This is a genomic window from Phaeobacter sp. JH204B, assembly GCF_048055755.1.
GTDB classification, from domain to species: Bacteria; Pseudomonadota; Alphaproteobacteria; order Rhodobacterales; family Rhodobacteraceae; genus Phaeobacter; species Phaeobacter bryozoorum.
Map to the genome: position 1 here is coordinate 77901 of NZ_JAYMXF010000024.1, position 24968 is coordinate 102868.

Here is a 24968-nt window from a genome sequence, read left to right on the forward strand (position 1 = left end):
CCAAGAGATCGGTCCGCGCAGCTTGCCCTTTGCGTCTGGCGCGGACCCGTATCGAAAGTTCCTCATGCGACTCCATTTCTGTGTGGTCGGGCGCCTCAGGGCCAGCCCGGAAAAGCAGCTGATCGACGATTATATCGAGCGTTTTGACCGTACCGGTCGTGTGCTGGGTCTGGGTCCCTGCCGGATTGTTGAAGTTGAGGACAAGAAAAACGCAGGCATGGCCGCTGAGGCGGAACTGCTGCGCAAGGCAATCCCCAAGGGGGCTGTCATCTGCGTGTTGGACGAGCGTGGCAAGCTGCTCAGCTCGCCGGATTTCTCCAAACGTCTGTCTGACTGGCGCGATACCGGCCGTCAGGATGTTGCCTTTGTGATCGGCGGGGCGGACGGCATTGATCCGAGCCTGCGCGCCGAAGCCGATTTTTCAATTTCATTGGGCAAGATGGTCTGGCCGCATATGCTGGTGCGGGTGCTGCTGGCAGAACAGGTCTATCGTGCCGCAACCATACTGGCGGGCAGCCCCTATCACCGGGTTTAGCAGGCGCATCCCGTCTGGTGCGCAGGCACCGGCCACCGCGCGGTGTTCAGCATGAGGTGCAGGTCAGGCGGAGCGTATATGTTGTCTCAGCCCAGCCGTCGGCATAGTGACCCCAGCCGGTATCGGGATGGCGCAGGGTGACGCTGATGCGCCAGCTGTCAGCTGTCTGCTGCGCGACAGCATCAGTTATTTGCGGATCATCGGCCAGCGCCGACGCAGGCAGGCTTACCGCCACGAGCAAGGCGAAGAGTTTTGTCATGGCGCGAGTATAGGTCCGAAGCCTGCCGCGGTAATGTCACAACTCTGTGTTGGCAGCGGATCCTGAGGGTTCGTTTAAGGGTGGGGTCGAGTTTGCCGGGACCCGCTGCAGAATCTGGCGGGACTGCGAGGCAAACTCCCGCCGATAAAGCACCGCAAAGGTCACGATTGTCGCCGCAACCAGCGCCCATGGTCCGATCAGCCATGCGACGGCGGCGAGCGCGAAATAGGTGGACCGCATGGCGCGGTTGAAACTGCGCGCGGCCGTGATGCTCAGGTCTGCTGCCTGTCGCGCGCGGGGATAGGCACGGGGGTCGGCGTCGGTATTGGGCACAGCGGCCATCAGCACAAAACAATAGCCGAACAGCCGATGCGCCCAGACATATTTCAGGAACGCATTGGACAACAGCAACAGCACCAAAAGGATTTTGACATCCCAGACAAAGGCAGGCGCGCTCTCCAGACTGAGATCCTGCGCCACACCGGCCAGTTGATCGGTATTGCCGATCAGTGCCAGCCCTCCGCCGATGGCGATCATCGAGGCAGAGGCAAAGAACGCGCTGCCTTGTCGCAGATTTGCGATCAGCTGGGCGTCAAAGATGCGGGGATCACGCTGCACCATCTGAATCATCCAGGCATGGCGGAACTCGGCCATCAGGCCAGAGACCGAGGGATGCTCCGAAGTGGCGTGTTCAATGCGCCAGCCGATGCCGATCCAGCAGAGCATCAACAACAGGCAGGCCGCCAGATCTAGGGGCGAAAACAGGGCGATACGGTCAAGCAGTGTCATGGCTCGACCCTACCTCCGGAACTCGGGGCTTGCCAGATCGGATAATTGGTAATATTAGTTTACCAAATTTAGCAATCCACAGGAGAGCCCCATGGAGATGCCAGCCCCGGATCAGACCGTCCTGTCGCGCAAGGCTGAACTTGTTTCGCGTCTTTCTGCCGTGCTGCCTGCGGATGCGCTGGTCGAAGATCCCGCAGAGACGCGGGCCTACGAATGTGATGCGCTGACCGCCTACAAATGCCCGCCGATGCTGGTGGTGCTGCCGCGCAGCACGCAGGAGGTCTCGGATGTGCTGCGGATCTGCCACGAGGCAGGCGTGCCGGTGGTCCCGCGCGGGGCCGGGACGTCGCTGGCCGGCGGGGCGCTGCCAACGGCCGATTGTGTCCTTCTGGGCGTCGCGCGGATGAACGCGGTGCTGGAAACGGATTACGACAACCGCATTATCCGGGTGCAAACCGGCCGCACCAACCTGAGTGTTTCGGGCGCGGTGGAGGAACAGGATTTCTTTTATGCTCCTGATCCGTCCTCGCAGCTGGCCTGCGCCATTGCCGGCAATATCGCGATGAACTCCGGTGGCGCGCATTGTCTCAAATACGGTGTGACCACCAATAACCTCATGGGTGTCACCATGGTGATGATGGATGGCACGGTGGTCGAGATCGGCGGCGCCCATCTGGATGCGGGCGGGCTGGATCTGCTGGGGGTGATCTGCGGCAGTGAAGGGCAGCTGGGCGTGGTGACCGAGGCGACCCTGCGGATCCTGCGCAAACCCGAAGGCGCGCGCCCGGTGCTGATCGGTTATGACAGCAACGAGGTGGCGGGGGCCTGCGTCAGCGATATCATCAGGGCAGGGGTTCTGCCGGTTGCGATCGAATTCATGGACCGGCCCTGCATCGAGGCCTGCGAGGCCTTTGCCAAGGCGGGTTACCCGATGTGCGAGGCGCTGTTGATCATCGAGGTCGAAGGTAGCGACGCGGAAATTGACCTCCAGCTGAGCCTGATCACCGAGATAGCCCGTTCGCACAATCCGGTGGAGCTGCGCGAGGCGCGTGACAGCGACGAGGCCGCGCGGATCTGGCTGGGCCGAAAATCGGCCTTCGGGGCGATGGGGCAGATCAACGACTATATGTGTCTGGATGGCACGATCCCTGTCACCGCGCTGCCGCTTGTCCTGCGCCGCATTGGGGAAATGAGCCGGGAGTTCGGACTGGACGTCGCCAATGTGTTCCATGCGGGCGATGGCAATATGCACCCGCTGATCCTGTTCGATGCCAACAAGCCCGGCGATTTGGAGACCTGCGAAGCCTTTGGCGCCGAAATCCTGAAGTTCTGTGTGGAGGTGGGCGGATGCCTCACCGGAGAGCATGGCGTGGGGATCGAAAAGCGCGATCTGATGCTGCATCAATACCGGCCCGCCGATATCGAGGCGCAGCTGCGGGTGAAAGATGTGTTCGATCCGAAATGGCTGCTCAACCCGGCGAAAGTGTTCCCGCTGTCCACAACGCAAAGCAGACGCGCGCCCGCAATCGCGGCTCAGTAACAGATGGTAGTCGACAGGCCCCGATGCGGGCATGTTGCGGGGGCCTTGCCCCCACACCCCCAGAGTATTTTTGAAAAGGTGAAATCATGACACCTCAGAGTGAGGCCGAACTGGCCGAGATTATTGCGGGGGCCAAGGGGCCTTTGAGTATCCGAGGCGGCGGCACCCGCGGTATCGCCGACAACGGCTTGCCGCTGTCGGTCGCGGGGTTGAGCGGTGTCACCCTTTACGAGCCGGGAGCGTTGACGCTTGTTGTGCAGGCGGGCACACCGGTTGAGGAGGTGAAGCAGATCCTGGCAGGTGAAAACCAGCGCCTCGCCTTTGAGCCGATGGACCATCGCGGACTGCTTGGAACTGACGGTGCGCCCACTATGGGCGGTGTGTTTGCCGCCAATATCTCCGGTCCCCGCCGCATCCAATGTGGTGCGGCGCGCGATTTCCTGTTGGGGGTCCGGTTTGTGGACGGCCGCGGTGACGTGCTGAGCAACGGTGGCCGGGTCATGAAGAATGTCACCGGCTATGATCTGGTCAAGCTGATGGCCGGTGCCCATGGCACCCTGGGTGTGTTGAGTGAGCTGTCGTTGAAAGTCTTGCCCAAGGCTGAAGCCTGCGGAACCGTGGCGGTTGACGTCGCCGATCTGGCAACAGCAGTGGCGGCCATGTCGGTTGCGCTGGGCTCTCCTTATGATGTGACCGGGGCCGCCTATGATCCGGATGCGCGAAGGGCCTATATCCGGCTTGAGGGGTTTGAGGCCTCCGTTGCCTACCGTGCCGAAGCCCTGGCGAAGGAGTTGGCTGGATTTGGCGCCCCGGAGATCTCTCTTGGTGAGAGCACCGCATTGTGGGAGGGGGTTCGCGATGTGGCAGCTTTCCACGACAAACCGGGCGATGTCTGGCGTATTTCGGTGAAACCCTCCGACGCGGTGGCGCTGGCGCCCGCGCTGCGGGCGGAGGCTTTGCAGTTTGACTGGGGCGGCGGGCTGATCTGGGCGCTGGTGCCCGAGGGTACCGACCTGCGGGCGCGGATCGGCGTGCCGGGCCATGCAACGCTGGTGCGGGCGTCTGCTCAAACCCGGCAGCAGCTGGGACAATTTCATTCGCAACCTGCCACGCTTGGCGCGATATCTGCGGGGCTGCGCCAGCAGTTCGATCCGCGCGGCATTCTTAATCCGGGACTGATGGGGTAGATCATGCAAACCACGTTTACCGAAGAGCAACTGCGCGATCCCGGCACCCAGCGGGCCAATGAGATTCTGCGGACCTGTGTGCACTGCGGCTTTTGCACGGCGACCTGCCCGACCTATCAGGTTCTCGGCGATGAGTTGGACAGCCCGCGCGGACGGATCTATCTGATCAAGGACATGCTGGAGAACGAGCGCAAGCCCGACGCCAAGACGGTGAAGCACATCGACCGCTGCCTGTCCTGCCTCGCCTGCATGTCGACCTGCCCGTCGGGTGTGCATTACATGCATCTCGTCGATCACGCCCGTGCCTATATCGAAAAACACTATGACCGGCCCTGGAGCGATCGTGCCCTGCGCTGGCTGCTGGCGCGGATTCTGCCCTATCCCGGCCGCTTCCGGCTGGCGCTCGTCGGGGCGAAGCTGGCACGGCCGTTTCGTGCATTTGTGCCCGACGCGCGATTGCGGGCGATGCTGGACATGGCGCCGAAGCGCATTCCGCCGGTGAGCCGCAACGATGATCCGCAGCGATTTGCACCAATTGGACCGCGCAAGAAACGCGTGGCCCTGATGACCGGGTGCGCGCAGAAGGCGCTCAACACCGATATCAATGATGCCACGATCCGCCTGTTACGCCGTCTCGGCTGCGAGGTTGTCGTCGCCGAAGGGGCGGGGTGCTGCGGGGCGCTGACACATCACATGGGTCGCGAAGACGAAAGCCATGCCACCGCTGCCAAGAACATCCGCGCCTGGTGCACAGAGATGGACTGGAAGGGCCTCGATGCGATTGTGATCAACACCTCCGGTTGCGGCACGACGGTGAAAGACTACGGGCATATGTTCCGAAATGATCCTCTGGCGGCAGATGCGGCGCGGGTGTCGGCCATTGCCATGGACATATCGGAACTGCTGATGCAGCTGGAACTGCCAGAAGGTGAGGACAAGCAGCTGACCGTGGCCTATCACGCGGCCTGTTCACTTCAACATGGCCAGCAGATCAAAACCCACCCCAAGACCCTTCTGAAACGGGCAGGTTTCTCTATTGTTGAACCGGCGGATCCACATCTGTGCTGCGGGTCGGCCGGAACCTACAATCTGATGCAGCCGGAAATTTCGGCAGAGCTGAAGGCGCGCAAGGTCAAGACGCTTGAGGCGAAGAAACCGGATCTCATCGCGGCCGGGAATATTGGCTGCATGATGCAGATCGGATCGGGTACTGAGCTGCCTATCGTGCACACTGTTGAGCTGTTGGACTGGGCGACAGGCGGGCCCAAGCCGCGCGCGCTCCAGCTGGGCGGTAGCGTCACTGACACACGGGCCGGTGAGATCCCGATCTTGCGCTGACGCGGTCGGCAAGAAGCCGCCGCAGGCGCTAAACTGCCCGGGTGCATTCCACGTCCGCTTGCCGTAATTTTGCCCCAAGCAGTGCTTACCCTCGGAGGCGAGCGATTGGGACATGGGGCGGCGAAATGATGAGCGCGGGAATACGGATCAGGCAGCTGGTGCTGTCGCTGGCAGCTGCGCTGTCGGGCGTTGCTGTGCCCTCGGCAACGCTTGCCGATGACAGCCGTCTCCAGCGCCTCGAAACCACAGAGGCGGGCCGTGACTGGCAGGCGGTTGGTCGGCTGGACGTCAATGGCGAAGGGTTCTGTACCGGTGCGCTGATCGCGCCGGATCTGGTGCTGACGGCAGCGCATTGCCTCTATGATCGCGACAGCCGCACCCGGATCGAGCCGCAGACCATCGAATTTCTAGCCGGGTGGCGCAATGGTCGGGCCTCGGCCTACCGCAGCGTGCGTCAGGCGGTAATCCATCCCAGCTACATCTACGATGGTAAGGTGTCGACCGACAGGGTGCGCAACGATATCGCACTCCTGCAGCTGCAGAGACCGATCCGCAACACCACTGTGACCCCGTTTGAAACCGATCAGCGCCCGGAGAAAGGCGCCCGGATTGGCGTTGTCTCTTATGCGCATGACCGATCGGAGGCGCCGTCGCTTCAGGATGTCTGTGCCGTCATGGCCCGGCAGGAGGGGGTGCTGGTGATGTCCTGCGATGTGGACTACGGCTCCTCCGGTGCGCCGGTGTTTTCCTTTGATGCCGGTCGGCCCAAGATCGTGTCGGTCGTCTCTGCCAAGGCCGAGGTCTCAGGCCAGCAGGTTGCGCTCGGGGCCGCCCTGGCTGAGGAGCTGGCGCTGTTGCGCGCGCAGCTGGCCGGAAGCCGGATCGGTGGCCAGATGCCGCCCGGTGTCGGGCGTGTAACTGTGGGCGAACGGGGTACGACCTCAGGGGCCAAGTTCATCAAGCAATGAGATTTCGCGCCGCTGGCCGCAGCCGGTCGGCAGATCGGCGGTTCAGGCGCATTTCGGCGGCTGTCGGCAACCGGATGAAAGCTGAGAAATTTGTGCGCCCCAGAGGCTGGAAGCCCTCTTGAACCGGCAATTCCAGTCCTTATCTCAGTGCTGTTCGGATCGCCGATGAACGGGGTCCGACGCTTCAGACGCCCGTCCCGATTGGGAGGGCAGGTTGAAATCGCTCACTGATGAGGATGACACATGCGTAGTTTTGATTTTGCACCGCTGCACCGGGCCACCATTGGCTTTGACCAGATCGCCGACCTGATGGATCGTGCACTCAGCTCTGATGTCGCGCAGCCGAGCTATCCCCCTTACAATATCGAAAAAACCGCCGCTGATGCCTATCGGATCTCGATTGCCGTTGCGGGCTTCTCCGAAGCCGATCTGGGTGTCGAGGTGAAGGAAAACGCGCTCGTCGTTTCGGCCAAGAAATCCGAGGATGACAGCGACCGCACCTACCTGCATCGCGGTATCGCGACCCGCGCGTTTGAGCGCCGGTTCACCTTGGCCGACCACGTGCGCGTCACCGGCGCCAGCCACTCCGACGGGATGCTGCATATCGACCTGCAGCGCGAGGTGCCCGAGGCGCTGAAACCGCGCCGGATCGAGATCACCTCAAACAAGACCCGCGAATTGGACGCCAAACCGGTCAACTGATCCGCGCTGATCGCTGAGTTCGGTCAATCCAGAAACACAACAGCCCCCCGGATCCGCCGGGGGGCTGTTTGATTTTGTGTCGGGAGGCGGCTCAGTTCACCTTGAGCTGGCTGACCATCCCGATAGAGAAGAACATCGTCTCGCCGGAGGCATCATCGACGCCGTCGTTGTCCGTCACGACAAAGCCTTCTCCCTCGGCAGTGATCGCGAGGCCTTCGACCTTGTCCAGCACGTAGCCACCGGTTGCGGTCAGATCGGGCAGCAGATCGCGGACCAGCTCCTTGCTGACAACCGGCAGATCGCCGCCCAGCGGTGCAGGCTGCATCTCAGCCAGCGGAACGCGGTAGATCTTCTTGGTGATGGCGCGGAAATCATGCTGGTTGTCGCGTTCGATCACATAGACATAATCGCCATGCGCCACGATCTCCGACAGGCCGGTCCAGCCGGTCTGCGGCTCAGCCTTGGGATAATGGACCGCCCCCCATTCCTTGGTTTCCAGATTGTAGGCCACAAGTTTGACGTGGTTCTTGGGATCGTCTTTCCACTCGCGCTGAACCGCCATCCAGAGCGTCTCGCCGATCCTGGTGATGCCTTCAAAGCCAAAGCGTTTTTCAACCGCCATCAGTTCGGCGGGCAAACCGATTTCACCCGTCTTTGCCTTTATCAGACCATCCTTGGAAACGTGATAGATCGCGTGCGGGATGACGCGATCACTGCGGCCTTCGGAGGCCACGTAAAAGCCGCCTGCGCCGTCAAGCGTAATGCCTTCCAGATCCAGTTTCTGGGCGGGGTTGCCGTCCTGCCGATGGATGCGGATCACATCGACGATGCGGGCCGGTGTCTGGCTGGGGTCAATCTTGAAGATCGAGGGCTGGAAGCCATAGAAACTGTCGTTGACCGCGTAGATCATGCCATCGGCATCCGCGACCATGCCCGATAGCGCGCCCCAGCCGATCAGTTCATCCGCCCCGGCAGAGGTCAGATGCGGATAGACCGGCGCGCCATCCTGTAGCGCGTACATCATCACGTGGGCGCGGGGGCCCTTGTCGTCGATCAGGTCCTTTTCATTGGCGGAGACCAGCAGATTGCGCTCAGGCAGTACAGCGTAGCCTTCCGGGCCGACGCCCGAGGGCAAAAGCTGTGTCAGCACCGGGTTGGCCAGATCGCTGACATCGTAGACGCCGACAACAGACGCCCGCTCAGCCCCGACAAATACATAGGGTGTGCCGTCGAACTCCGCGAAGATCACGCTTTCGGGTTCCACTCCTTTGGCGTCAGAGCGTTTGTCAGGGTAGTGGCCGATCTGCACGATTGCATGTTCGAAGGAAGTGCCACTGTCATAGACGACGGTGCCGTCCTTGTTAAAGATCGTCCAGCCGCGCGATCCGCCCTGATAGTCGCCTTCGTTTGCGGTGGCGAAATGGGCGTCATCAATCCAGGTCACCGCATCCGGTTCGCGCAGGCGACCCTTCTGGTTCTCTTCAAAGATCAGTGCACCGCGTTCGTCCGTGGCGTCGATACCCTCCAGATCGACAGCCCCTGCCGAGAAATGGTTCACGATCTCGCCGTCCCTGGAGACGATCACCAGATGATTGTTCTCCTGAAGGGTGACGACGCTTTCCCCCAGCCCATTCACAGAGACATACTCTGGTTCCGGGTCCTCGCCTGCGATGTCAGCAAGGCCTGTCAGGTTCACCATCTTCATCGACGCGCAATCAAGGCCTCCCTCGGTGGTATTCACCAGCACCAGATTGCCCGCAGGCATCTGCGGCAGCATGCCATCATTCAGATCCTCGTCCCGCTCGTTTTCGATCGCCACGGCGAGGAAGGCGCCATCCTTGGACTTGGCGAGTGAATCCGGCTGACCACCCAGGTCGCAGGATCCGGTTTCAGCGCCTGTTTCCGTGTCAAAGGATGTCAGCAGACCCGAGGGCTGCGTGTAGCTCTCAGAGGTGTTCACGCCCACATAGGCCGTGCTGCCAACAACCGCGACCGATGTCGGCTCACCCGGCAGGGCGATATTGCCCTTGGGGGACGGATTGGCCGGGTCGGTGATATCAATCAGCCCCAGCGCGCCCAGCGGGCTGTCGGTATAGACCAGCGTCATGCCATCGGCTGTAGCGTCGATGATCTCGGGCGAGGTCTCGCGCGTCTGATCCTCACCGGCGGCCATATTCTGGACGACGGGAAAGGCGGCGACGCGGTTAAAGGATTTCTCTGCCTGGGCGACACCAGCGGTGAGGGCCAGCACAGAAGTCAGGCACATGAGGCGCGGAAACATCGGCTACTCCGAAAATTGGACAATTGACTGCCCATGCTCCTGCCCGTTCTGCCTAACGGGAATGTGACGGTTCGATGTAGTTTTGATGATGCAAGAAGGCCCCGACAGCGATCTGCCGGGGCCCTATGTTGCGGATCAGACCGACATGCAGATGTATTTCATCTCCAGATAGTCCTCGATGCCGTGGTGGCTGCCCTCTCGGCCCAGTCCCGATTGCTTGACGCCGCCAAACGGCGCCACCTCGGTCGAGATGATGCCGGTGTTAACGCCGACAATCCCGTATTCGAGCGCTTCGGCCACCTTGTAGACCCGGCTCAGATCCTTGGCATAGAAATAGGAGGCAAGGCCAAAGATGGTATCATTGGCCATCTCGATCACGTCGTCCTCGGTCTCGAATTTGAACAGAGGTGCCATCGGGCCAAAGGTTTCGTCCTGAGAGAACACCATATCCTGTGTGGCGCCGGTGATGATCGTCGGCTCAAAGAAGGTGCCGCCCAGCTCAGAAGGATTGCCGCCCAGGATCACCTCTGCGCCTTTCTCCTTGGCATCGGCAATATGTGCCTGCACTTTTTCAACAGCTTTCTGGTTGATCAGCGGCCCGAACTGTGTGCCCTCACTCAGGCCATCACCAACCGTCATCTTGGCCACGGCCTCCTTCAGCTTGGCAGCAAAGGCGTCATAGACACCGGCCTGCACGTAGATCCGGTTGGCACAGACACAGGTCTGGCCGTTGTTGCGGAATTTGCACATGATCGCGCCTTCGACAGCCGCGTCGAGATCGGCGTCGTCAAACACGATAAATGGCGCGTTGCCGCCCAGTTCCATCGAACATTTCATGACGGTATCTGCCGCCTGCCGCATCAGGATACGACCAACCTCGGTGGAGCCGGTAAAGGTCAGCTTGCGCACGGCTTTGTTCTCGCAGAACTCCTTGCCGGTCTCAGACGCATTGGAGGAGGGGACGACATTGAACACACCAGCAGGAATGCCGGCGCGCTCCGCCAGAACCGCCAGAGCGGTCGCCGACAGCGGGGTCAGCTCGGCGGGGCGGGAGACAAAGGCGCAGCCAGCCGCCAGCGCCGGGCCCGCCTTGCGGGTAATCATCGCATTGGGAAAATTCCACGGCGTGATCGAGGCTGCAACGCCGATCGGCTGTTTCAGAACGGTGATGCGCTTGTCACGCTGGTGGCCCGGAATAGTCTCGCCATAGATACGTTTGGCTTCCTCGGCGAAAAACTCGATGAACGATGCGCCATAGGCGATTTCGCCGCGCGATTCCGCCAGAGGCTTGCCCATCTCGGCGGTCAGGATCACCGCCAGATCCTCCTGGTTTGCCATCATCAGGTCGAACCATTTGCGCAGCACGCCCGCGCGCTCCTTACCGGTCCATTTGGCCCAGTCCTTCTGCGCCGCCTCTGCCTGGGCGATGGCGCCTGCCACCTGGCTGCGGCTGACATCGGCCACCTGCGCGATCACATCGCCACGGGCCGGGTTGATCACGTCAAAGGTGCCGTCGTCGCCATCAACGAACTGGCCGCCGATATAGGCCCGGCTTTCCAGCAGGCTGGGGTCTTTGAGCAGGGATTTCAGATCTGTAGTCGCGTCAAGCATGGCTTGCCTCCCGGATGTCGTTTGCTGGGAATGGAAATCAGCTGTCACTTGATATGTCCAGAAAGAGTGATGAGTCCAGAATTTGATCAAATATACCGGCGGTATGTGGCTCGCTATTGCGCCGCCGGTTGCCGTGGGCCGTTTGACATGTCCGACCCAAGGTAGTCAGGTAGGGCAAATACCAAAAAAGGGGAGGTCCGGCATGGAACTGGACGACGCATATTCCAACGGGGCCTATATTGAGAACGCTGAAAGCTATCCGCCACGCTGGGCGGCCTCGGCCGAGGATTTCCGCAACGCCATGCGGGAGCGGTCGCGTATTGACGTCTCCTATGGGGACAGCGAACGCCAGAAATATGACCTGTTCTTCCCGAAAGGAGAGAGCAGGGGTCTCCTTGTCTTTGTCCATGGCGGCTATTGGCTCGCCTTTGACAAATCCAGCTGGTCCCATCTTGCGGTCGGGGCGCTGGCCCATGGCTACGCTGTCGCCATGCCCTCTTATGACCTCTGCCCCGAGGTGCGCATTGCCGATATCACCCGCCAGATTGCGGCGGCGGTGACGGCCATTGCAGCAGAGGTGCCCGGCCCGATCTCGCTGGCCGGGCATTCGGCTGGGGGGCATCTGGTGGCGCGGATGCTGGACAGGGCGCTGCTGCCCGCCGAGGTGGGGGAGCGCATCCAGACGGTTGTGCCGATTTCGCCTCTTGCGGATCTGAGACCGCTTCTGCGGACCTCGATGAACGACAAGTTCAAGATGGAGGCAGCCAGTGCGGCGGCGGAAAGCCCGGTGGATATGCAGGACCGCTATCCGGCGGAGGTCACCGTCTGGGTTGGCGGTGAAGAACGCCCGGCGTTTCTGGATCAGGCGGTCTGGCTCACCGAAGCCTGGGACGCAGATCACGTGATCGCCTTTGGCAAGCACCATTTCAACGTGGTCGAACCGCTGGCCGATCCTGAAAGCGATCTGGTGAAGCTGCTGACCAGGTAGCCGATCCGAAAGATCGCGATAACCGGGCCGCAGAAATTTGCGGCCCTTATCTTTCCAGGGGGCGTTTCGGCAGCCCGTGTCGAGGTCGCTTTTGGGCGATAGCTGGTGATTTCGAACCAGCGCCGTGGTGGCGCTCGGCCTATCGTGGTGTTACGGGTAAGGCGATGGCGTCGCCGCATGCACAGCATATTGCCCATGATTGATCTCAAAAAACACGTCCTGAACGCCGGGACCTTTCTTGTAAGATGGAAGGGTCGACTATGACTTCACGTCCTGAAATGTATCGTTTTCACAATGGTGAAAAGGCACCGCTGCAATTTGCCGTCTCCGAATATGAGACGCGGATCGCAGGCCTGCGCAAGATCATGGCAGACACCGGTGTGTCCGCCGCGGTCTTCTCCTCGATGCACAACATCTCCTACTACTCTGGCTTCACCTATTGCGCCTTTGGCCGCCCCTACGGTCTGGTGGTGACCGCAAGCGAAGCCGTGACCATCTCGGCAGGTATCGACGCGGGCCAGCCCTGGCGCCGTTCGTTCTGCGACAACATCACCTATACCGACTGGCAGCGTGACAATTTCTGGCGTGCCATCAAGTCGGTAAGCGGCGAGGGCGTGGTGGTCGGCTATGAGAGCGACCACCTGACCCTGCTGCAGAAGGCCAAGCTGGAGGGCTTCCTGAAGCCGTCACAGCTGGTGGACCTTTATGAGCCGACCATGCGCCAGCGGATGGGCAAATCCGCAGCTGAACTGGAGATGATCCGGGCCGGTGCTGCGGTGGCGGACGTCGGCGGCTTTGCCATCCGCGACGCGGTCAGGGAAGGCGCGCGGGAGATTGACGTGGCGATGGCGGGCCGTGACGCGATGGAGCTGGAGATTGCCAAGCGTTTCCCGGATGCCGAATACCGCGATACCTGGGTCTGGTTCCAGTCCGGCATCAACACCGATGGCGCCCATAACCCGGTGACCGGTCGCACCCTGCAGCGCGGAGATATCCTTTCCCTGAATACTTTCCCGATGATTTCAGGATATTATACGGCGCTGGAGCGGACCATGTTCGTAAAGGAGGTGGATGCCGACTCGCTGCGCATCTGGGAGGCCAATGTGGCGGCTCATGAGCTGGGCATCTCGCTCTTGAAACCGGGGGCAAGCTGTGCGGAGATCACTCATCAGATCAATGCCTTCTTTGAGGAACAGGACCTGCTGCAATACCGCACCTTCGGCTATGGTCACTCGTTCGGCGTCCTGTCGCACTACTATGGCCGCGAGGCCGGGCTGGAGCTGCGCGAGGACATCGACACGGTGCTGGAGCCGGGCATGGTGATTTCTATGGAGCCGATGCTGACCATCGCCGACGGCCAGCCCGGCGCCGGCGGCTACCGTGAGCATGACATCCTGATCATCCACGAGGATGGCAACGAGAACATCACCAAATACCCCTACGGGCCGGAGTTCAACGTCGTCGGCTGACCCCGGCGCTGGATGGGCTGAAATATTGTCGGCAGGCGAGTGCTCCCGCCTGCTCCCCGCCTCCCGAAGGGAGGCCGTCCCAGTTGGGCGTGGCACCGTGCAAGGCACGGTGCCACATCGCACTTTCGAAGGTCTCCCCCGATCTGCGAGCGGCGGGGTGCCGCGCGTCTTCGCTGCGGGTGTCGGATGATCCTGCCGTCAGACCGGACCGGTGTGTCGCAAAGATTGCGCTGGCGTCCGGCATGAGGCATATGTGCGCTAAGGCGACATCTGATCCAGCGATCACGCCCGGTTCCCGGCTTATGCGGGGCTGCGGTGGATCCCGGTCGTGAACAAGGACATATCACAGCCATGCACCACCCCCCGGAGAAGCGAAAATCCGAATATGCGCTGATCCAGCTGTTGCCGAACATGATGACCATCGCGGCCATCTGTGCGGGGCTGTCTGCGATCCGCTTTGGGGTGCAGGGCAATTACACGCTGGCGGTTCAGCTGATCCTGGCGGCTGCGATCCTTGACGGGTTTGACGGGCGTCTGGCGCGTATCCTGCGCAGCGACAGCAAGATGGGCGCTGAGCTCGATTCGCTGGCGGATTTCCTCAACTTCGGCGTCGCCTCACCGCTGGTGATCTACTATTGGGCATTGCAGGATATGCGCGGCCTCGGCTGGCTCGCGGTGCTGGTGTTCTCGGTCTGCTGCGTGGTGCGTCTGGCGCGCTTTAATGTCTCCACCAAGTCCGAGCAGAAAGTCACCGCAAAAAGCGTCTATTTCGAAGGCGTCCCATCTCCGGCGGGGGCGCTCCTGGCCATGCTGCCGATGTTCATCTCATTTGCCTTCGCCGACGCGCCGGTGGTCCCGGACATTCTGATTTGCCTTCACATGGTTGTCATTGGATTGCTTATGATCAGCCATGTGCCAACCTGGTCGCTGAAGGCTGTCAAAATTTCGCGCGAAAACGTGAAGTACTTCTTGGTCGGTTTTGCCTTTGCGGGGGCAGCCGTCCTGATTTACGCATGGATTACGTTGGTGATCCTGTGCCTTGGGTATGCCGCGATGGTGGCCTGGGGATTGGTTAAGAGGAAAACGCCGGAGACCGGCGCATAAAAGAGTAAGGGTGGAGAATTGGATATAAAGGCTGTTGAAACGTCGTATGCCCGTTGGGCGCCCGTTTATGACAAGACCTTCGGGGCGATCACCAATGTCGGCCGCCGCCGCGCTGTTGGGTACGTCAACGAACATCGCAGCGGTCGGGTTCTGGAGGTGGGCGTTGGCACCGGCCTCTCTCTGCCGCTCTACAAATCCCACCTGAAAGTCACCGGTATCGACTTCAGCGAAGACATGCTGCGCAAGGCGAAAAAACGTGTCGCCGAAAACAAGCTGCATCATGTCGAGGCACTGCGCCAGATGGATGCGCGCGCGCTCGATTTCCCCGATGCCACCTTCGACACCGTTTCTGCCATGCATGTCCTGTCGGTTGTACCCGATCCAGAGAAGGTGATGGGCGAGATTGCCCGTGTCCTCAAGCCCGGGGGCAAGGTTGTCATCACCAATCATTTTCTGCGCGAACAGGGGGTGCTGGCCTTCATTGAACGGGTTTCGGCGCCCTTTGCCAATGTGCTGGGCTGGCATTCGGATTTTGAACTCGACACGATCCTCGGTGAAGATCATCTGTCCGTGGAGCATCATCAGCCCTTGCCGCCCTTTGGCCTGATGACGTTTCTGGTGCTGTCCAAAATTCAGTCCGTCTGAGCCGCCGTGCCGCACGGTGGGGGCGTCATCTGACGGCAAAGACCGATCGGGGAGCCGGTCGGTCTTTTCATTGCGGGGTGGCTCTGCAAAACTATCGCCAACCGGCCTGATGTCTGGTGCCTGATGACGGCACGGCAGTCGGGTTTTCTTTATCCGGGGGGATGTAAATTATGTTCACATTCCCCATATGACACATAAGACATTGCAGAAAGGGCACTTTATGAGCCAATCACAATTTGACGAGATGGTACGCGCCTCCCAGGACAAGGTGCGCGAGTCGCAATCCAAGATCGAGGCGCTGACCTCGCGCATCGAGGTGGCGCGTAGCAAGATCGAGGCGGGCGAGGATGCCAGCATCGACATCGAAAACGCGACGCTGGAGGATGTTCACGCCCACACCGAGGTGATGAACGCCAATATCGCCGAGCTGATCATGGGCCTCGACGATGTGACAACAGCCTTCTCCAGAGATTTCGACGAGATGCGCTCGAAAACCGGCTGGGAGAGCTTTGTCGGCTTCTTCTCCAAGGGCAAATCGGACTCGATGCGCCAGGAGCGGATGCGCACCGCCAGTATCGACGACAAGCTTCAGGATCTGATCGCCAAATCCGACGTCATCGTGAAACTCTTGGAGGGCCAGCTGGCCACTCTGGAAGAGCAGCGCGAGAAGGTACAGGTGAACCTCTCGGCCACTCTGGACGACCGCGAGTTGACGGTGCAGGAGCTGGAAGGCGTGCGTGCAGAGATTGTGGCGCTGGACCCGCAGATCATCGAGCTCGAGAACAAAATCTCTGTCGAGCAGGACGCGGCGGCACGCACCAAGCTGGAGACAGAGCTGGCGGAGATCAACGCAAAATACAACGCGATGGTGCAGGACGAGCAGGTAAAACTGGCGAAATCCCAGACGCTGGAGCGCTATATCGAGAAGGGCAAGACCTGGGTCGACTCCCTGCAAAACCAGGCGGCGACGCAGATGGTGCTGATCAACAAGCTGCAGACGGACACCCAGCAGCGGGTGGTGCTGTATGACGCGCTGACCAAATCGCTGAAGACCGCACAGCAGCAGGATGTGGCGCACCGGATCAACGAGATCGGCGTGCAGACCGACAAGGAAGCCCAGACCGCAATGGCCGCAATCGGTACTGCGACCAACCAGAAGATGGCCGACATGCTGGAAAGCCACGAGGACAACATGGTGTTCGCCCGCGACGTGCTGGAGAAGAAGGCCAAGGCCGATGAACGCTTTGCCCGCCGGTTCGCGGCGATTGTCGAGAAGCACGATAAGAACCTGTATGGGGGGTGAGCTTGGACTGGCTGGAGTTCCTGAATGTCCCGTGGCCGCCGAATTGGTTCTGGTGGAGCGTGCTGGCGGTCATTTTTGGGACTTTGGCTGTTCTCTACTTCGCTGTTGGCGGCCCTTATGCGGGCTGGGTTTTAGTTGCAGTGGCTGGGATGTTTGCGTCATTTGCCTGGGATCTGCGTAAGGAGCGGGATGGCTAGGCACTTGGTGTCACTCAGTATTGGAATTGAGATGTTCAGAAAATTCAACAGAGGGTCACGCCCGGCCCGAGGGTGGGCGTACTCCGCGCCCGCTCTGGGGGGCGGGTCGGGCGCAATCTGGGCTGCTGTGCATCCCGAAGGGTTGTCATGACCGATCCCTCGCATGATCACGCCGGCCTCAGTGATACCTTCGCCTCGCGCCGGTATTTCAAGAAGTTCGAGACCATCATCCGGCACCTAACCCGGGTGTCGGCAGCGATGCAGGCGGAGGGGCGGCTGTCGAAATCCGATGTGAAGGTGCTGACCGCCTACCTGATGCGGCTGAACTTCACCTTCCGCGCGCTGTCGATGAAATACCTGATGGCGGGGCGCGACACGGGCCGCTTTTTTGGTAGCCTGGCGATGGACAAGCGCGACAGCGGATTTCCCGTCGCCGCCGAGTTGATGACCATGGCCAATGACGCCCAGCAGGCGGAGCGGCACCTGGCCAATATGGCCAGTGAGGCGCAGCTGAAGGACGATATGGTGCGCACCATCATCTCGGAGCGCACAACGCCATCAAAACTGCAATTCGCTCTGTCGCAACGGCTTTATTATCAGGAGCTCATGAAGGGGCAGCTGTTCTGGACCCAAAATGATCCGGTCTGCGAATGGCTGGAAAACCTTGGCCCGCGCCGTCGGCGCTTCCTCTTGCATTGGGCAGCCTACGACAGCCAGGTGAACCTGCCGGTGATCTACCTGATGGAGCTGGAGGACAGCGGCAAGGTGGCCCTGCCGAAGGACGAACGGCGCTGGCCCGAGGTGCAGGCGCATCTGATGGCGCAGGCCTTGGCGGGGCTGAAGCTGGTGACCATTGCCAAGGGGTTTGATGAGGATTTCGACGACCTCCACCCCAAGCATCTGCGCCGCTACCACGTCGGGCCGATGTATTCCTCCGCCTATACCGATCAGTCCGGCCCGCTGCACCGGGTGCTGGAGGAGGCGGAGGCCCCAGCGGGCCAGGACTGGGCCTTGGCCTGGACGCTGGAGGAATTGGAGAGCGAAGACGTGCGCGAGGAGCGCGCCGGCTGGTTCGGCACCGTGGAGCGGCAGATCTTTGCGCTTGACCCCTTTGGCGGCCGCGGCGCGGATACCGGCGCGACCCGCACCCAGCGCGCGATCATACTGCCGCAGCGCCCGTTCCAGGTGCTGGCAGAGCTGGATCCGCCGGGATTTGCCGACGTGCAGAAGTTTGTGGTGAGCGACACTGGGCAGGTGCTGCGGTATTGAGCGGCTGCGCGAGCCGTGAGTGCGGGAGCCTCCGGCGGGGATATTTTATGGCCAGAAGAAGCGCGGGTTGGATTTTAGGCCCGCAAGCGACGGATTGAGAGGGTGAGATGAGCATTTCAGGCAACCAGATGGAACTGCGGGAAGAGGATATCCGCAAGCACTACGCGGCGGCTGCGGCGATGCTGGAGGGGTTTGACCACACCCCGCGCATTGCCAAGCCTGCGATCGAGGGCAAGGCGCCGGAGCGCTCAGCCGGGATTGGCACGCGTCGGCGTTTCCGCTCCACCACGCCGGGGCTGGTCACACGCTCCACCGCGCGCCCTGAGGGTGTGCATCTGATTGCCCGCATCGAGGCGGCGGATGACGATGATCCGCTGACCTCGCCGCTTCAGGCGACCCTGCAGCATGCCTTGCGCCGGGCGCTGGCGGTCTCCCTGGCGATGGGGGAGGCCTATGCGGATGTGTCCGGATTGGCGGATCTGAAGCGGGCCAATCTGGCCGGTTCTTTGGACGCGGCGCGCAAGGGGGAGTTCACCGAACTGCTGGCCGCCGAGGCGCTGATTGCGGCGCATGTGTTTGCCAATGCCGCGGCCTATCTGCTGGCACCGCACGGCTCCGAGGCGCAGGCCGAGGTGGGCGAGGCGGAGGAGCTGCTGACGGATAACGCGCCGCTGGCGCTGCACGGGGCACTGTGGGAACTGGACCAGAAACTGGCGCTGCATGCCCCCAATGATGCGCATCTGATTGCGGCCACGGCCGCCTATGCCGAGCAGCTGATGGAAAAGGCGGCCTTGCGCGCCCAGAACGCGCCGCGGCTTGAAGCGTTCACCGCTGCGGACTGGCGGGTGGAGGCGGATGACCTGACCATCAGCGGCTTTGAACCGGCGGCGAAGGCAAAGTCCACAACGCTCACCATGGCGTTCAAGAAGCCGCATGAGGTGGTCGGCAACCATATCGCCAAGTACCAGGCCTTAAGGCTTTCCAAGATGCTGATGGCCTATGATTTCGACCGCCGTTTGAACCCCTTTGCCGAGATGGGTGGCTTCATCTTCACCTTCATGGGGGATGGCAAGCCCGGGACGGGCAAGACCACTCTCATTCAGATGATGGCCGGTCTGATCCATGAGTATTGCCAGAATGCGGGCTATGCCTTCCGCTACCAGAACTTTGGCATCGACAATATCGACAGCTATCAGGGCAAGTCAGGGCAGAACGCCAAATCCTTCATCCAGAATGTGATCGACCCGCATGTCATCGGCTTTGGCACCATCGACGACATCGACCAGATCGCAGGGAAACGCGGCGACCGGCAGTCCAGCGCGGGCCAGCAGGAGGTGACGGCGGTGTTCATGGAGGCCTTTGCCGGCGCCAATACCGTGGTGCGTGGCAACTGCACCTTTGGCATGTTCTCCAACTACCCGGAAAATGTGGATGACGCCCTGCGCCAGCGGGCCGGCGCGCGGTTTCTGGTGGACGGGCCGCAGACGCGGGAGGATTACATCGACATCCTGACCCTCCTGATGGGCAAGAACCACAGCATTCCGCTGGGCGAGCACGATCTGTACGGTGCGCAGGAGATCAAACAGGCCGTTGCACGGTCGTTCGAGGCGCACAACCGCCCGCAGGAGCCGGGGCTGATGGAGGTCTTTGGCCGGGTGCATGACCAGATCGGGGAATTGGACAGCCTTGCCAAGCTGGGCACCTATCTGAAGGCCATCCAGCAGGCCGATGAGCGGTTTACCGGCCGCGCCATCAAGAACATCACCGATGCGGTCAAGGTCCGGGCGATGGATTTCGAGCTGCCGGATGACTGGATGGAGAATCCGGAGCTGTTCCTGTTCAAGGATTACGAGACCAAATCCGCGATGATTGCCGAGCTGCGGGTGCCGATCACCATCGACATGGTGGTGCAGGAGATCAACCGCTACGCCGACAGCGAGTTCCGCTATGCTGACAAGTCGGATGAGGTGGCGATTGAGAACATGGTGCGTGATTTCGGGCGGCAGGAAGAGGCCAAGCGGCGGTATCTGGAGGGGAAGGAGTGAGCGAAAAGTGGGCCATCCAGCACTTTAGAGAGCTGCAGTTATCTTTCAAAGATCTTGAAGATGTGCCTGAAGATGCCGTGGCGTTGTTTTCAATTTCCAGCTACGCGGTTTCGGAGCTGAATGTTATAGCGCGAATGCTGTTAGCTGTAATGCATGCGCCAGAAAAGGACACAGCAATTAGTGCAGCCGGATTTATCCAAACCTCGTGTGCATTGCGCTATTGGACGTTGAAGCTATTCGAGTTTTATGAGTGTATGCGGAGCATCGTGGAAGGGAAAGGCGAGAAGCATCAATCTGTTATTTGTGCGGTGGAAGCCGCTGTATCCAATTTTAAGGAACTTAAAGAGGATTCCAGTTTCTCATTAGCAAGAAATGTTCGCCATGAAGCCGCCGGGCATTATTCCTTCGAAGCTGCAAAGAAGAACATCAGATTCGTTGCCCCTAACGCAATTGCTTCGATGTACGTTCACCAACAAGCTGGAAATTCGTTCTTTCCCTTCGGTGAAGAGGTAATGTTTGTTGGTCGCATGAACCGACATGGTTCGAGCTTAAAGTCTGATGAGGAAAGGGTTCAATTGGTAAGCGCACTATTTGCTTGGGATAAGCGCGCAACAAAATGGGTCAAAGAGTGTCACATGTTGTTCTTTCGGGAGCTAATCCGGCCTTACCTTTCGGGGCGGATTGCGAAAAAGCGAAGCTATTGGGTTGATCCAAATAAAGTTGGTGAGTTGAAGGACTTCAACGTTCCCCTCTTTGCTTCCGTCCAAAGTGAGGCCGCCCAATGAAACGCCTCATCCAAAACGGTCTGATGTTCGGCAATCTCTTCCAAGTGGCCTCGCCGGCGCTGGTGGAGCGCTATAACCGCGCGCTGACGCATCTGACCGGCAAGACCACGGCTCTGACGGATTTCCACGTCGATATCTCTGGCTACTCGCCGGAGGTGGGCGATGAGCTGGGGGATGATCACTATCTGAACCACGCGGGCGTCAACCGGCAGTTCATCCTGCTCAGCACCGAACAGAAGCGCTGCCCGCTCCTGAATGTGAAATTCTCCACCAGCCGGGACATTCTGCGCCGGTTCATTGCCGCCAATGAAAGCCAGCTTTTTGCACTGACGGCCACGGATGCGGTGGCGGGCGAGCTGGTGAATTCGGTCTTCGAGGTCACGACCCCGGCCAAATTGTTCGATATCCGTCAGGTGCGGATCGAGGCCGACACCACGCGGGCCACGCTGCGGCAGGCGGATCGGCTGGCGGAGCTGGTGGAGCGGTTCAAGAGTGAGGAAGACGGCTGGTTCGATGACGCGCTGATCGCCGAGATGATCGAGACGGCGGAAAAAACCGGCGATGTCACCCGCAACCCGGTGCGGCTGAAGCATGAGGTGTTTGAGCAGCAGAATTTCTGGACCGCGCATTTCGGCGGGCTTTACGTGTTTCAGAAGGTGGAGCACCCGGCGGTGATCGCCAGCGGCGCCAAGCCCGAGGGCGTGCCGCTGGACCATGTGTTCGACCTTGGCCAGAAGAACGCCATTGCCAAGTTTCTGGAGCTGAACGGGCTGGTGGAGCCGATCATCCGTGCACGCGGTGTCGATGGCGCGGCCATCCTGCGCCAGAAGATGGGATTTCTGGCGATCAGTGTTCTGGCGGATAAGGGCATGGACCTCTCCGGCCTGTCGCGCAGCGATCTGCGGCGGCTGGCAGCGCGTCACGCCAGTGATCTGCCGGCGGAGTTCGAGGGTATGGCGGCCATGGTCCGCTGGGCAGATAGCGGCGGCGCATGGCCCCAGATCAAATCGGACCATCCCGCCTATTTCTATTGCCTGCGGGCAACCAATACGCCGGATCGCGATCTGGTCAACATGCTGCTGGCAGAGCTGACCCCGCTGGATTTCCGCCAGCTGTTCATCTGCCACAAGGAGGCGTTCTATCAGCAGTATCGCGGCTGGCCAGAGAACAAGAAGGATCACGTCGTGACCTTCCTTGCGCGGGAATATGCCGTGGACAAGGCCGGCGCGCGGGCTGCTCTCTTTGGCCATGAGCCGGATATGAGCGGTCGCAGCCCTGCGATTGAAGCCCGCCGTCGGGGGGCCGAGCAGGCGCCTTCCCCGGATCGTCTGGTCGAGCGGGTCGGCCCCTGGGGGGCGGTAGGTCGCCGGGGCAACACGCGGGGGCGGCGCTGATGTTTGCCTTCATTCGCCTGATGGCGATCCTTCTTGTGGTGCTGACGGTGATCTATGCCCTGGTGTCGCTCTACTCGCGCGAGGTACGTCGGGCCAAGCTGAAACGCCGCTGGACCGAGAAGGGGTTGACCGGAGACCGTTCCGCCTTCATCCAGCGCGGGCTGCACCAATATGATCGCTCGCTGCGGCGCAGGCTGATCCTGCTGGTCTATATCGTGCCGCTGGGGGCCATTGCGCTTCTGGTTTATGTCATGAATTTCATGTGAGGTCGCTGATGCGTTACGTAAAATGGGTGTTCATTCTCACCTTCTGGCTGCTGGCGGGGGCCTTTCTGCATTACACGCTGCCGCAGAACGACGTGGTGCGCGTGGTCAAGACCGAGGTCCGCCGGGTCGATTTTGGTGAAAACTCGATCTTCTGGGCGCAGCAGGATACCGCGCAGGAAAGCGCGACCAGCGTCAACCGCGACGTGCGCTTTGTCGAGGCTTTCTTTCCCAATGGTCGCCCCATCGTCTATCGCAACGAGGACACCGGCTGGGGCTGGCCGCCGTATTTCAAGCTGGACAGCTCCAATCTTCAGGCCGAGCTGACCGATCTCGCGTCCACCAAATCAGACCCGCAGTGGGTGCTGGTCCGCCACTATGGCTGGCGCAATGAATTCCTGTCGATCTTTCCCAACGCGGTTGCGGTCAAACCGGTTGACGGCCCGGATCATACCCAGGTGAACTGGTTCAACATCATCTTCCTCACGCTGCTGGCAGCGGTGGTCTGGGCGATATATGTGCGCTGGCGCCGTTTCCGCCGGGCGCGCATCGACCCGATGGTCGAGAATGTCGAAGACAGCCTTTATGCTGCCGGCGATGCGCTGTCGGAACGCCGTGGCCGGTTGCGCCGCTGGCTGGACAGCTGGAAGCAGAAATAGCGCAGGACAAGCGGGGCCGCCGACTGCGCAGCCCCAGATGGCCCCCTAGTCAGAGAACAGGTGCTCGGTCCGGGCAAGGCTCAATGCGGCGTCATGGTCCAGCGCCAGAAACGGCATCAGCTGTTCGGCGATCTGCTCGTCACTGTCGCTTTCGCGGATCAGGCTGAGGTGATCAAATCCCACATCGCGGATGCGGTCGGATTCATGCTGGATATCGTTGCGGATCGTCGGCAGCAGCCGCTCCAGTGCGGCGGCTGAGGTTTGTTGACCGGCCAGACCAATGCGTTCGGCATGACCGGTGAGATAATCGTCGCTCAGGTTGCATTCGATCTGTAGCAGACGTGTCACGGCCCGGTCCGCGCAGAAATCCTGCATCAGCTCCAATGCCGAAGGGTCAAGGCAGATCACCAGCCGGTCGGTCTCATAATAGTCAAACAGCATCCGAACCAGCGCGCGGCGGTGGCGGGTGCGTTTCCATAACGTCGCCTCGATACCGCCGAGGTCGGGCATCTCGGTGCCTTCTTCGTCAAACAGATAGGCGAGCGCCGGGATGTTGCTGACCTCACGCAGCCGCTCGATCAGGCGTTTGGCCACATGCCATTTCTTGCAGGTGATGATCAGCAATTCGCGGTTGCGCCCGAGCGTGCTTTCGGTTTCCCAGAAACGGGGGGCAAAGCGCAGCCCGTTGCGTCCGCGTTTGGTCAGAAACTCATAGAGGTTACGACCCTCGTTGGAGATCTGAAACTCAACCCCCTGTGCGGCATAAAGCGCGCCGAGCCGGGATTTCAGCTCCTGTGCCTCGGGGCTGATCTTGCGGGCAAAGAGAAAATCCTGCCCCATTAGCATGTCGTAATGGTCGTTGTAGAACTGGACCGGCATTCCGTAGTCAGAGAACATCAGCAATGTCAGCGTGCGGCTCTCGATCTCCCTGGCGGGAACCAGATGGCGCACCAGGGTCTGAAAGAAGGTCTCATCCGGGATCCAGGTGGTGCGAAAGAACCGCAGCACATCGCGGCGGTCCTTCAGGAACGCCAGGATCCATTCCACGGTGCGGCGGCGCAGGCACCACCACTGGCTGCCTATCTGGATCTGCATATCCTCGGGCAGGACGCGCGTCAGGCCCAGCCGTTTCTGCACCATGTGGCTCAGATCAAAGAGGCGTTTGTTCCTGCGTTCGTTGAAGATATGGCGATAGATCAGCCGGTCTTCCTTCATGCCGGTCTTGATCCAGTCGCTTTCAAAAAAATCGAAGCTCTCGATGTAATCGCAATCCTGCGCGTCCAGCAGCTGGCGCGCGTATTCGGCCGTCTTGATCGCCATGCAGTCGCCGGACACCATGTAGAAATGCGTCGCCCGAGGGAAGGTGGCGACGGCGCTTTCAAGCGCGTGGAGCGTCGCCTGAACCAGAGACCATTCGCCCCAGCCGCATTTGACCCGCTTGCGGGCAAAGCAGACATTCGGGTTGTCCTTCAGCGCGGCTCGGATTTGCTGGAAATCACGCGCAGGAGACCGGCCATCGAAGTGGATCGCCATGTAATCCCCGGCGGCAGTCAGTTGCTCTGCCTGCTGGATAATCGCCTCTGGGTCCTTATGGCACAGCAGAACATATGCGATTTTTGCCATGACGACGCCCCGGG

23 protein-coding genes are annotated in these 24968 nt (G+C 60.8%); 18 read left to right on the forward strand and 5 right to left on the reverse strand.

The annotated features are described in order from the left end of the window. The first annotated feature begins 64 nt into the window (after nt 1-64). On the forward strand, nt 65-535 hold the full coding sequence (gene rlmH / locus VXL81_RS13525) for a 23S rRNA (pseudouridine(1915)-N(3))-methyltransferase RlmH (RefSeq protein ID WP_416554695.1): 471 nt from the start codon (nt 65-67) through the stop codon (nt 533-535). A gap of 46 nt (nt 536-581) precedes the next feature. Here rlmH and VXL81_RS13530 read toward each other — a convergent pair whose 3' ends face one another. Together VXL81_RS13530 and VXL81_RS13535 are read right to left on the reverse strand one after the other, a co-directional pair. Further along, complete coding sequence (locus tag VXL81_RS13530) at nt 582-794, reverse strand: hypothetical protein (RefSeq protein ID WP_416554697.1); 213 nt, start codon at nt 792-794, stop codon at nt 582-584. Nucleotides 795-830: 36 nt separating this feature from the next. Continuing rightward, the gene (locus tag VXL81_RS13535) at nt 831-1583 is read right to left on the reverse strand and encodes a DUF599 domain-containing protein (RefSeq protein WP_416554699.1); all 753 of its coding nucleotides are present in this window, start codon (nt 1581-1583) and stop codon (nt 831-833) included. A gap of 91 nt (nt 1584-1674) precedes the next feature. On the opposite strand from VXL81_RS13535, the gene VXL81_RS13540 reads away from it, so the two are divergent. The 5 genes from VXL81_RS13540 to VXL81_RS13560 all read left to right on the forward strand — a co-directional run bounded on the left by VXL81_RS13540 (nt 1675) and on the right by VXL81_RS13560 (nt 7318). Beyond that, nucleotides 1675-3123: an FAD-linked oxidase C-terminal domain-containing protein gene (locus VXL81_RS13540; protein ID WP_416554701.1), complete on the forward strand. Its 1449-nt coding sequence runs from the start codon at nt 1675-1677 to the stop codon at nt 3121-3123. 86 nt (nt 3124-3209) lie between these two features. Beyond that, on the forward strand, nt 3210-4310 hold the full coding sequence (locus tag VXL81_RS13545) for an FAD-binding protein (RefSeq protein ID WP_416554703.1): 1101 nt from the start codon (nt 3210-3212) through the stop codon (nt 4308-4310). Nucleotides 4311-4313: 3 nt separating this feature from the next. Then, nucleotides 4314-5648, forward strand: coding sequence for a glycolate oxidase subunit GlcF (gene glcF, locus VXL81_RS13550; RefSeq protein ID WP_340546756.1), 1335 nt, complete (start codon nt 4314-4316; stop codon nt 5646-5648). 128 nt (nt 5649-5776) lie between these two features. Continuing rightward, the gene (locus tag VXL81_RS13555; RefSeq protein ID WP_416541178.1) at nt 5777-6616 is read left to right on the forward strand and encodes a trypsin-like serine peptidase; all 840 of its coding nucleotides are present in this window, start codon (nt 5777-5779) and stop codon (nt 6614-6616) included. Between the two features lie 243 nt (nt 6617-6859). Beyond that, nucleotides 6860-7318, forward strand: a complete 459-nt coding sequence (locus tag VXL81_RS13560) for an Hsp20 family protein (protein WP_340546757.1) — start codon at nt 6860-6862, stop codon at nt 7316-7318. A 91-nt stretch (nt 7319-7409) separates the two neighbouring features. Here VXL81_RS13560 and VXL81_RS13565 read toward each other — a convergent pair whose 3' ends face one another. After that, entirely contained in the window at nt 7410-9599 is a 2190-nt protein-coding gene (locus VXL81_RS13565) for an esterase-like activity of phytase family protein (RefSeq protein WP_416554705.1), read from the reverse strand. Nucleotides 9600-9734: 135 nt separating this feature from the next. Continuing rightward, a complete protein-coding gene (locus VXL81_RS13570; RefSeq protein WP_416534586.1) occupies nt 9735-11210 on the reverse strand; it encodes an NAD-dependent succinate-semialdehyde dehydrogenase in 1476 nt (491 codons plus the stop codon). Nucleotides 11211-11412: 202 nt separating this feature from the next. Between VXL81_RS13570 and VXL81_RS13575 the strand changes: the two genes are divergently transcribed. From VXL81_RS13575 to VXL81_RS13630, 12 genes are all read left to right on the forward strand, one after another. Next, entirely contained in the window at nt 11413-12198 is a 786-nt protein-coding gene (locus VXL81_RS13575) for an alpha/beta hydrolase (protein ID WP_416541181.1), read from the forward strand. 260 nt (nt 12199-12458) lie between these two features. After that, nucleotides 12459-13667, forward strand: a complete 1209-nt coding sequence (locus VXL81_RS13580) for an aminopeptidase P family protein (protein WP_416554707.1) — start codon at nt 12459-12461, stop codon at nt 13665-13667. 351 nt (nt 13668-14018) lie between these two features. Then, complete coding sequence (locus tag VXL81_RS13585; protein ID WP_260079953.1) at nt 14019-14771, forward strand: CDP-alcohol phosphatidyltransferase family protein; 753 nt, start codon at nt 14019-14021, stop codon at nt 14769-14771. A gap of 18 nt (nt 14772-14789) precedes the next feature. Further along, complete coding sequence (locus VXL81_RS13590; RefSeq protein ID WP_340546762.1) at nt 14790-15416, forward strand: class I SAM-dependent methyltransferase; 627 nt, start codon at nt 14790-14792, stop codon at nt 15414-15416. 220 nt (nt 15417-15636) lie between these two features. Continuing rightward, entirely contained in the window at nt 15637-16719 is a 1083-nt protein-coding gene (locus tag VXL81_RS13595) for a hypothetical protein (RefSeq protein ID WP_340546763.1), read from the forward strand. 2 nt (nt 16720-16721) lie between these two features. Then, a complete protein-coding gene (locus VXL81_RS13600; RefSeq protein ID WP_416554709.1) occupies nt 16722-16916 on the forward strand; it encodes a hypothetical protein in 195 nt (64 codons plus the stop codon). A 147-nt stretch (nt 16917-17063) separates the two neighbouring features. Then, nucleotides 17064-18185 carry a hypothetical protein gene (locus VXL81_RS13605; RefSeq protein ID WP_416541184.1) on the forward strand — a complete coding sequence of 374 codons (1122 nt, stop codon included), beginning with the start codon at nt 17064-17066 and terminating at the stop codon, nt 18183-18185. A 107-nt stretch (nt 18186-18292) separates the two neighbouring features. Continuing rightward, complete coding sequence (locus tag VXL81_RS13610; protein WP_416554711.1) at nt 18293-20230, forward strand: ATP-binding protein; 1938 nt, start codon at nt 18293-18295, stop codon at nt 20228-20230. Then, nucleotides 20227-21015: a hypothetical protein gene (locus VXL81_RS13615; protein ID WP_416554713.1), complete on the forward strand. Its 789-nt coding sequence runs from the start codon at nt 20227-20229 to the stop codon at nt 21013-21015. The genes VXL81_RS13610 and VXL81_RS13615 overlap by 4 nt, the downstream gene beginning before the upstream one ends. Continuing rightward, on the forward strand, nt 21012-22409 hold the full coding sequence (locus tag VXL81_RS13620; RefSeq protein WP_416554715.1) for a DUF6638 family protein: 1398 nt from the start codon (nt 21012-21014) through the stop codon (nt 22407-22409). The genes VXL81_RS13615 and VXL81_RS13620 overlap by 4 nt, the downstream gene beginning before the upstream one ends. Further along, entirely contained in the window at nt 22409-22675 is a 267-nt protein-coding gene (locus VXL81_RS13625) for a hypothetical protein (protein ID WP_416535291.1), read from the forward strand. The genes VXL81_RS13620 and VXL81_RS13625 overlap by 1 nt, the downstream gene beginning before the upstream one ends. A gap of 8 nt (nt 22676-22683) precedes the next feature. Next, nucleotides 22684-23331: a DUF1523 family protein gene (locus VXL81_RS13630; protein ID WP_340546769.1), complete on the forward strand. Its 648-nt coding sequence runs from the start codon at nt 22684-22686 to the stop codon at nt 23329-23331. A gap of 45 nt (nt 23332-23376) precedes the next feature. On the opposite strand, the gene VXL81_RS13635 is transcribed toward VXL81_RS13630, so the two are convergent. Then, nucleotides 23377-24954 (reverse strand): DUF5928 domain-containing protein, encoded by a 1578-nt coding sequence (locus VXL81_RS13635; RefSeq protein ID WP_416554717.1) that lies wholly within the window; start codon nt 24952-24954, stop codon nt 23377-23379. Nucleotides 24955-24968 lie beyond the last annotated feature (14 nt).

Coding starts and splice junctions, on each gene's coding strand:
- rlmH (WP_416554695.1), top strand. CDS start 65: ATGCGACTCCATTTCTGTGTGGTCGGGCGCCTCAGGGCCAGCCCGGAA.
- VXL81_RS13530 (WP_416554697.1), bottom strand. CDS start 794: ATGACAAAACTCTTCGCCTTGCTCGTGGCGGTAAGCCTGCCTGCGTCG.
- VXL81_RS13535 (WP_416554699.1), bottom strand. CDS start 1,583: ATGACACTGCTTGACCGTATCGCCCTGTTTTCGCCCCTAGATCTGGCG.
- VXL81_RS13540 (WP_416554701.1), top strand. CDS start 1,675: ATGGAGATGCCAGCCCCGGATCAGACCGTCCTGTCGCGCAAGGCTGAA.
- VXL81_RS13545 (WP_416554703.1), top strand. CDS start 3,210: ATGACACCTCAGAGTGAGGCCGAACTGGCCGAGATTATTGCGGGGGCC.
- glcF (WP_340546756.1), top strand. CDS start 4,314: ATGCAAACCACGTTTACCGAAGAGCAACTGCGCGATCCCGGCACCCAG.
- VXL81_RS13555 (WP_416541178.1), top strand. CDS start 5,777: ATGAGCGCGGGAATACGGATCAGGCAGCTGGTGCTGTCGCTGGCAGCT.
- VXL81_RS13560 (WP_340546757.1), top strand. CDS start 6,860: ATGCGTAGTTTTGATTTTGCACCGCTGCACCGGGCCACCATTGGCTTT.
- VXL81_RS13565 (WP_416554705.1), bottom strand. CDS start 9,599: ATGTTTCCGCGCCTCATGTGCCTGACTTCTGTGCTGGCCCTCACCGCT.
- VXL81_RS13570 (WP_416534586.1), bottom strand. CDS start 11,210: ATGCTTGACGCGACTACAGATCTGAAATCCCTGCTCAAAGACCCCAGC.
- VXL81_RS13575 (WP_416541181.1), top strand. CDS start 11,413: ATGGAACTGGACGACGCATATTCCAACGGGGCCTATATTGAGAACGCT.
- VXL81_RS13580 (WP_416554707.1), top strand. CDS start 12,459: ATGACTTCACGTCCTGAAATGTATCGTTTTCACAATGGTGAAAAGGCA.
- VXL81_RS13585 (WP_260079953.1), top strand. CDS start 14,019: ATGCACCACCCCCCGGAGAAGCGAAAATCCGAATATGCGCTGATCCAG.
- VXL81_RS13595 (WP_340546763.1), top strand. CDS start 15,637: ATGAGCCAATCACAATTTGACGAGATGGTACGCGCCTCCCAGGACAAG.
- VXL81_RS13605 (WP_416541184.1), top strand. CDS start 17,064: ATGACCGATCCCTCGCATGATCACGCCGGCCTCAGTGATACCTTCGCC.
- VXL81_RS13610 (WP_416554711.1), top strand. CDS start 18,293: ATGAGCATTTCAGGCAACCAGATGGAACTGCGGGAAGAGGATATCCGC.
- VXL81_RS13620 (WP_416554715.1), top strand. CDS start 21,012: ATGAAACGCCTCATCCAAAACGGTCTGATGTTCGGCAATCTCTTCCAA.
- VXL81_RS13625 (WP_416535291.1), top strand. CDS start 22,409: ATGTTTGCCTTCATTCGCCTGATGGCGATCCTTCTTGTGGTGCTGACG.
- VXL81_RS13630 (WP_340546769.1), top strand. CDS start 22,684: ATGCGTTACGTAAAATGGGTGTTCATTCTCACCTTCTGGCTGCTGGCG.
- VXL81_RS13635 (WP_416554717.1), bottom strand. CDS start 24,954: ATGGCAAAAATCGCATATGTTCTGCTGTGCCATAAGGACCCAGAGGCG.